General features: G+C 63.0%; 6 protein-coding genes. All 6 read left to right on the plus strand.

The window, feature by feature from the left end:
• Nucleotides 1-805: ABC transporter permease (locus tag EOA27_RS16620; protein ID WP_145970376.1), on the plus strand; the 805-nt coding region annotated here is incomplete at its 5' end.
• The gene (locus tag EOA27_RS16625; RefSeq protein WP_126081542.1) at nucleotides 798-1,610 is read left to right on the plus strand and encodes an ABC transporter permease; all 813 of its coding nucleotides are present in this window, start codon (nucleotides 798-800) and stop codon (nucleotides 1,608-1,610) included. The genes EOA27_RS16620 and EOA27_RS16625, both read left to right, overlap by 8 nt.
• Nucleotides 1,611-1,650: 40 nt before the next feature.
• Nucleotides 1,651-2,679 (plus strand): extracellular solute-binding protein, encoded by a 1,029-nt coding sequence (locus EOA27_RS16630; protein ID WP_189341978.1) that lies wholly within the window; start codon nucleotides 1,651-1,653, stop codon nucleotides 2,677-2,679.
• A gap of 116 nt (nucleotides 2,680-2,795) precedes the next feature.
• A complete protein-coding gene (locus EOA27_RS16635) occupies nucleotides 2,796-3,992 on the plus strand; it encodes a serine hydrolase (protein ID WP_126081544.1) in 1,197 nt (398 codons plus the stop codon).
• Nucleotides 3,993-4,024: 32 nt separating this feature from the next.
• A complete protein-coding gene (locus EOA27_RS16640; RefSeq protein WP_126081545.1) occupies nucleotides 4,025-5,203 on the plus strand; it encodes a serine hydrolase in 1,179 nt (392 codons plus the stop codon).
• Between the two features lie 122 nt (nucleotides 5,204-5,325).
• Nucleotides 5,326-6,569, plus strand: a 1,244-nt coding sequence (locus EOA27_RS16645; RefSeq protein ID WP_281059429.1) for a Tex-like N-terminal domain-containing protein, incomplete at its 3' end; no start/stop codon positions are given.

Genomic DNA, 6,569 nt, shown 5'->3' on the forward strand with positions numbered 1-6,569 from the left:
GATCATCATCTGCGTCTATTCGTTCCTCGTCGCCGCGCCTTATGGCGGCGTGCAGTGGCAGTTCTCGACCGACGCCTATCTGAACTTCCTGTTCCAGCGCGACATTTTCGACGACACGCTGCAATTCACGCCGGACTTCCTGATCATCTATCTGCGTTCGTTCCTGTTCGCGGCGGTGACGACTGTCATCTGCCTGCTGCTCGGTTTTCCGACCGCCTATTTCATGGCGACGCGGCCGCCGGCGCAGCGCAATTGGTGGGTGCTTCTGATCACCATCCCATTCTGGTCGAACCTTCTGGTCCGCACGCTGGCGATCATGTTCATCATCCGTGACGAGGGCCTGATCAACAACGCGCTGATCGGGCTGGGGGTGATCGATAAGCCGATCACCATGCTCTACACCAACTTCGCCATCCAGCTCGGCCTGCTCTACGCGTTCCTGCCGTTCATGGTGCTGCCGCTCTATTCGAGCCTCGAGAAGCTCGACTTCCGACTTATCGAAGCGGCCTACGATCTTTATGCGACGCGCCGGCAAGTGCTGTGGCGGGTGATCATTCCGCTGTCCAAGCCCGGCATCATCGCCGGATGCCTGCTCGTCTTCATCCCGGCCCTCGGCGCCTATGTGACGCCACTCATCCTCGGCGGCGGCATCCACCTGATGATCGGCGACCTGATCGCCCAGCAATTCGGCTCGGGGCGCAACTGGCCGCTCGGCTGCGCGCAGGCGCTGATCCTGATGGCCGCCGTGCTGGTTGCGCTTTACTTCTATGTCCGCAACACGTCGGGCAAGGTGCAGCATGGCTGAGCCCCGCGTCATGGATATCAAGGACCAGCCGGGGTTCCGATCGATCGCCATCATCTGCCTGCTGGTGCTCTATGTGCCGGTGCTTATCCTGATGATCTTCTCGCTGAACAGCGGCTCACTGGTCACGCATTGGGAAGGCGTCACGCTCGGCTGGTACGGCAGCGCCCTCCTCAACGAGGAATTCCATGCCGCGGCCAAGAACACGCTGATCATCTCGGTGACCGCGACGATCGTCTCGACGATCTGCGCGACGCTGGCGGCGATCGGAATGACCCGGGTGAAGCCGTGGCGTGGGCTGGCGGCGGCATTCATGGTTATCAACCTGCCGCTGATGGTGCCCGAGATCATCACGGCGGTTGCGACGCTCTCCTTCTTCGCGCTGATCGCCGGTGCGTTCGGGCTGAATTTCGGCATCGGCAATCTGATCCTCGCCCACACCGTGTTCTGCATCCCCTTCGCCTATATGCCGATCCGGGCGCGGCTGGAGGACATGGACCTGACGCTGGAATATGCCGCAGCCGATCTTTACGCGACGCCTTGGAACGCCTTCAGGCGCATTACGCTGCCGCTCTTGGTTCCCGGCGTTATGTCGGGCGCTGCGCTCGCCTTCATCGTCTCCTTCGACGATTTTACCATCACGCAGCTCGTCGCAGGTCCCGGCCAGACGACACTGCCCCTCTATATCTGGAACCAGATCCGGCGGCCGATGACGCCCGAGATCAACGCCATCTCCACCATCCTGCTTATGGTGTCGATCCTGTTCGTCTCGGTCTCTTTCCTGATTGCGCGCCGACGCGCCAAATGAGCTCCAACACACAACAATGGGAAGGCAAGGAGAACATAAAATGTCTGGAAAACTGATGGCGGCCGTTTCCGCGGCAGTGCTTTTATGGGCAGTGCCGGCGCTCGCCGACGGCGAACTGCACATCTACAATTGGGGTGACTACACCAATCCGAAGCTGATCGAGAAGTTCGAGAAGCAGTACAACATCAAGGTGACGCTGGACGATTACGACTCCAACGAAACCATGCTGTCCAAGGTGCGCGCCGGCAATTCCGGCTACGACATCGTGGTGCCATCGGACTACACCGTGAAGATCATGATCGAAGAGGGCCTGCTCGAAAAGACCGAGCCCAACGCGATGCCGAACGGCAAGAACCTCGACCCGCGCTTTGTCGACATCTACTGGGACAAGGGGCGCCACTACACCGCGCCGTGGCAGTTCGGCACGACAACGTTCTCGGTCAATACCGACAAGTTCAAGGGCGACATCGACACGTTGGCCATCCTGTTCAACCCGCCGGATGAGCTCAAGGGCCAGATCAACGTCCTCGACGACGTCAACACCGTCATGCATGCGGCGGAGCGTTATGCCGGCGTGCCCCGCTGCGGCGCCGACAAGGCCAATCTGAAGAAGGTCAACGACATCCTGGTGGCTGCCAAGCCGTCGTGGAAGACGTTCAGCTACGACACCATCACCAAGATCACCTCGGGCGACGTGATCGTCACCGAGCAATGGAATGGCGCGGCCTATCGTTCGCGCCAGAAGATCCCGGCAATCAAATATGCCTATCCGAAGGAAGGCATCGAAGGCTGGATGGACAATGTCGCGGTGCTGAAGGGCGCCAAGAACCTGGAGAACGCCAAGCTATTCCAGGACTTCGTCATGGCGCCTGAGAACGCGGCGCTGATCTCGGACTTCGCCGGCTACGACAACGGCATTGCCGGCAGCCACAAATTCCTGCCGCCGGAGTTCGCCAACTCACCGGAACTTAATCCGCCGGCCGGCGCCCCGACGCCGGAATTCGTGCCGCCATGCCCGCCGGAAGTGGTGGAGATCTACAACAAGATCTGGACCAACCTGCGCAAGTAATTTTGCAGGTGGGCATGAAAGGAGGGGAGGCTCCGGCCTCCCTTTCTTGTGACTGTGCATGTCGTTCGCCCAAACCGGCGCACGCACTTTGGGTGACATGCATCGAGGAGGAAATCTTGTCGTCTTACCGCAACTCCGATCCGCGGCCGCCGATCATGCAGGGCTCGCCGCCCAGGCTGGTGCCGCCGAAGCTCGACTGGGACAGGCCGCCATGGAACCGCTGGGCCTTCCAGCACATCCGCGAATTTCTGCCGACGGTCGAGGTGTGGCGCGGCAGCGGCCACCGCCGTCGCCTGGAGCGCGCGGAGGTGGACCTCGACGAATTGCCGGTGGTCGATAGCAACGGAGCGCCGACGACGCTCGCCGGCCTGCTCGACGAGACCTATGCCGACGGCTTCCTGGTGCTGAAGGACGGCAAGGTCGCCTATGAGCGCTATTTCAACGGCATGGACGAGCGCACGCTGCACCTGTCGCAGTCGATGGCGAAGTCGGTCACCGGGTCGGTGTGCGGTATCCTCGTCGGGCGCGGTTTGATCGATCCGGCAAAGCTCGTCACCGACTATCTTCCGGAACTCGGTGAGACCGGCTGGGCCGGCGCCACCGTGCAGCATGTGCTCGACATGACGACGGGCGTACGCTTTTCCGAGGAATATACCGATCGCTATTCCGAGATCGGCCAGGTCGATGTCGCAACCGGCTGGAAGCCGATCCCACCGGGCAGCGATCCGGACTTTTCGTGGCCCTCGCACATGTACGAGCTGATCCTGCGGCTGAAGGACCGAGTGCGCCCGCATGGCGAGGCGTTCGAGTACCGCTCGATCGAGACCGACGTGCTCGCCTTCATCATGGAGCGGGTGAGCGGCAAGCGCCTGGCGCAGCTCGTCTCGGAGGAGCTCTGGCAAAAGCTCGGCGCCGACGAGAGCGCCTGCTTCACCGTCGACAGCGCCGGCTATGCGCTGGCCGATGGCGGCTTCAACGCGACGCTGCGCGACTATGGCCGATTCGGGCAATTGATCCTCGACAATGGCGGCGGCGTGATCCCGGCCGACTGGATCGAGGCGACGCGCGGCGGCAGGCATGGGCCGAATTTCAGCCCGAGCCTTCCGGACGGCAGCTACCGAAACCAGTTCTGGATCGAGGATTCACACTCGCGCGCGCTGATGTGCCGGGGCGTGTTCGGCCAGCTGATCCATATCGAATGGGACAACAGAATGGTCGTGGTGAAGCTTTCGACTTATCCGGATTTCACCAACAAAGCCTATTCCGTGGCGACGCTGAAGGCCGTCCATGCCATAGCCGCGGCGCTGGCCTGAACACCCCCAAACATAGCAACCGCGAGAGCATCATGACCGGCAAAACCGCGTTCGAGACCCAGTATGGCTTTGCCCGCAAGGATGTGCGGCTTGAGACCTGGCGGCTTTCGCCGTTCAACCGATGGTCGTTCCAGAATGTCGGCGAACTGGTGCCGAGTGTGCATGTCGCGGCGGCGCCCGGCGGCGAGGGGCAGGCAAAATCGGTCGGCACGTTGCTCGAAGAGAAGGTTTCGTTCGCCGGCGGCAGCGAAACCGTCGGGAGCTTCCTGAAGCGCTCCGATACGGACGGGCTGACGATCCTGAAGGGCGGCAAGCTGGTCGGCGACTGGTCGGCGCCGCATATGCCGTTCGGAGCGCGCCACATCATCTTTTCGATCAGCAAGTCGGTGACCGCCATTCTTGCCGGCATATTACAAGGCGAGGGGCTGTTCGATCCCAATGCACCCGTGACGCACTACATCCCGGAGGCCAAGAGCTCGGCCTATAGCGATGCGAGCGTGCGCAACGTGCTCGACATGACGGTCAGCCTCGATTTCGAGGAAGCCTATCTCGATCCGCAAAGCGCGTTTGCCCGTTATCGCCGTTCGACCTTGTGGAATCCGGGCGGCGGGTCGGAAAGCCTCGCGGCATTCCTGCTGACGCTGCAGCGTCTCGCCGAGCCGCACGGGCAGACTTATCGCTACCGCTCGCCCAATTCGGACATGCTGGGCATCCTGGTGGAGCGGGCATCGGGCAAGCGTGTCAGCCAATTGCTCAGCGAAAAGCTTTGGCTGCCGCTGGGCGCCGCAAGCGAAATTTCGGTGACGGTCGACATGGAAGGCACGGCGCGCACCGCCGGCGGCATGTCGATGACGCCACGCGATCTTGCCCGTATCGGCGAGATGATGCGGCAGGGCGGCACGGCCAACGGCCGCCGCATCGTCCCGGAAGCCTGGGTGCGCGACACGGTCGCCACCGGCGGCAGCTTTGAGGCCTGGCAGCGCGGCACGATGGCGTTCCTGTTCCCAAAGGGGCGCTACCGCAACAAATGGTACCAGACCGGCCATGACAGCGGCGCCTTCTGCGGCATCGGTATCCACGGCCAGTGGCTTTACGTCAATCCGAAGACGGAAGTGGTCATCGCCAAGATGTCGTCGCAGCCGGAACCTGTCGATGATCGGCTCGACCTCGACCTCGTCAGCTTCTTCGAGGCGCTGAGCACGATGGTCTGAACCGTTCGGCGGGTCGCATTCATAGCTGTTTCCTGTGGACCTCCAGGGGTAGTTGAAAACGGCGTGGTTGGCGCGGCCGGCATCCCGGCCTATGGTCGCCGCTCTTTTCGACAGGAACGAGCATGGCATCGGACATCAAGCGCATCGCAGCAATCATCGCGGCCGAGATCGGCGCACGGCCGGAACAGGCCGCGGCGGCGATCGGGCTGCTCGACGAGGGCGCCACGGTGCCTTTCGTGGCGCGTTACCGCAAGGAAGTCACCGGCGGGCTCGACGACACGCAGTTGCGCGATCTTTCCGAGCGGCTCGCCTATCTGCGCGAGCTCGACGCGCGGCGCGAGACGATCGTCAGCTCCATCCGCGAGCAGGGCAAGCTGACCGAGGAGTTGGAGGCCAAGATCGCAGCGGCCGCCACCAAGGCCGAGCTTGAGGATATCTACCTGCCCTACAAGCCGAAGCGGCGCACCAAGGCCGAGATCGCCAGGGAACGCGGGCTCGGGCCGCTCGCCGAAGCCATCCTCGCCGACCGCTCCAAAATTCCGGCCGAGCTTGCGCTCGCCTATGTCACGGAAGAGGTGGCCGACGCCAAGGCGGCGCTTGAAGGCGCGCGCGACATCCTGTCCGAGCAGTTCGCCGAGAATGCCGATCTGGTCGGCAAGCTGCGCGCCTATATGAAGGAACGCGCCTTCCTGCGCGCAAAAGTCGTCGACGGAAAGCAGGAGGCCGGCGCGAAATTTTCCGACTATTTCGACCATGTCGAGCGCTGGTCGGGCGTGCCCAGCCACCGTGCGCTCGCCATGCTGCGTGGCCGCAACGACGAGGTGCTGTCGCTCGACATCGAGGTCGATGCCGACGACGCCTCGCCGGTGAAACCGGTCGAGCGCATGATCGCCAATGCCTATGCCATCGGCGGCACGCTGCCCGGTGACAAATGGCTGATGGAGGTCGCCGGCTGGACGTGGCGGATAAAACTGTCGCTGCATCTGACGCTCGACCTGATGCGCGACTTGCGTGAACGGGCCGAGGAAGAGGCGATCCACGTCTTCGCCCGCAATCTCAAGGACCTGCTGCTCGCCGCTCCCGCCGGCTCGCGGCCTACGATGGGTCTCGACCCCGGCATCCGCACCGGCGTCAAGGTGGCGGTGGTCGACGGCACCGGCAAGCTTGTGGCGACCACGACGGTCTATCCCTTCCCGCCGAGGAACGACATTCGCGGCACGCAGGCCGAGCTTGCGGCGCTCATCCGCCAGCACAAGGTCGAGCTGATCTCGATCGGCAACGGCACTGGCAGCCGTGAGACAGAGAAGCTTGTTGCCGACATGCTGTCGGACCTGCCGGCTGGCGCCGGGCCGAAGCCGCTCAAGGT

The sequence above is a fragment of the Mesorhizobium sp. M2A.F.Ca.ET.037.01.1.1 genome (genome assembly GCF_003998075.1).
Classification (GTDB): domain Bacteria; phylum Pseudomonadota; class Alphaproteobacteria; order Rhizobiales; family Rhizobiaceae; genus Mesorhizobium.

Coding starts and splice junctions, on each gene's coding strand:
- EOA27_RS16640 (WP_126081545.1), top strand. CDS start 4,025: ATGACCGGCAAAACCGCGTTCGAGACCCAGTATGGCTTTGCCCGCAAG.
- EOA27_RS16625 (WP_126081542.1), top strand. CDS start 798: ATGGCTGAGCCCCGCGTCATGGATATCAAGGACCAGCCGGGGTTCCGA.
- EOA27_RS16630 (WP_189341978.1), top strand. CDS start 1,651: ATGTCTGGAAAACTGATGGCGGCCGTTTCCGCGGCAGTGCTTTTATGG.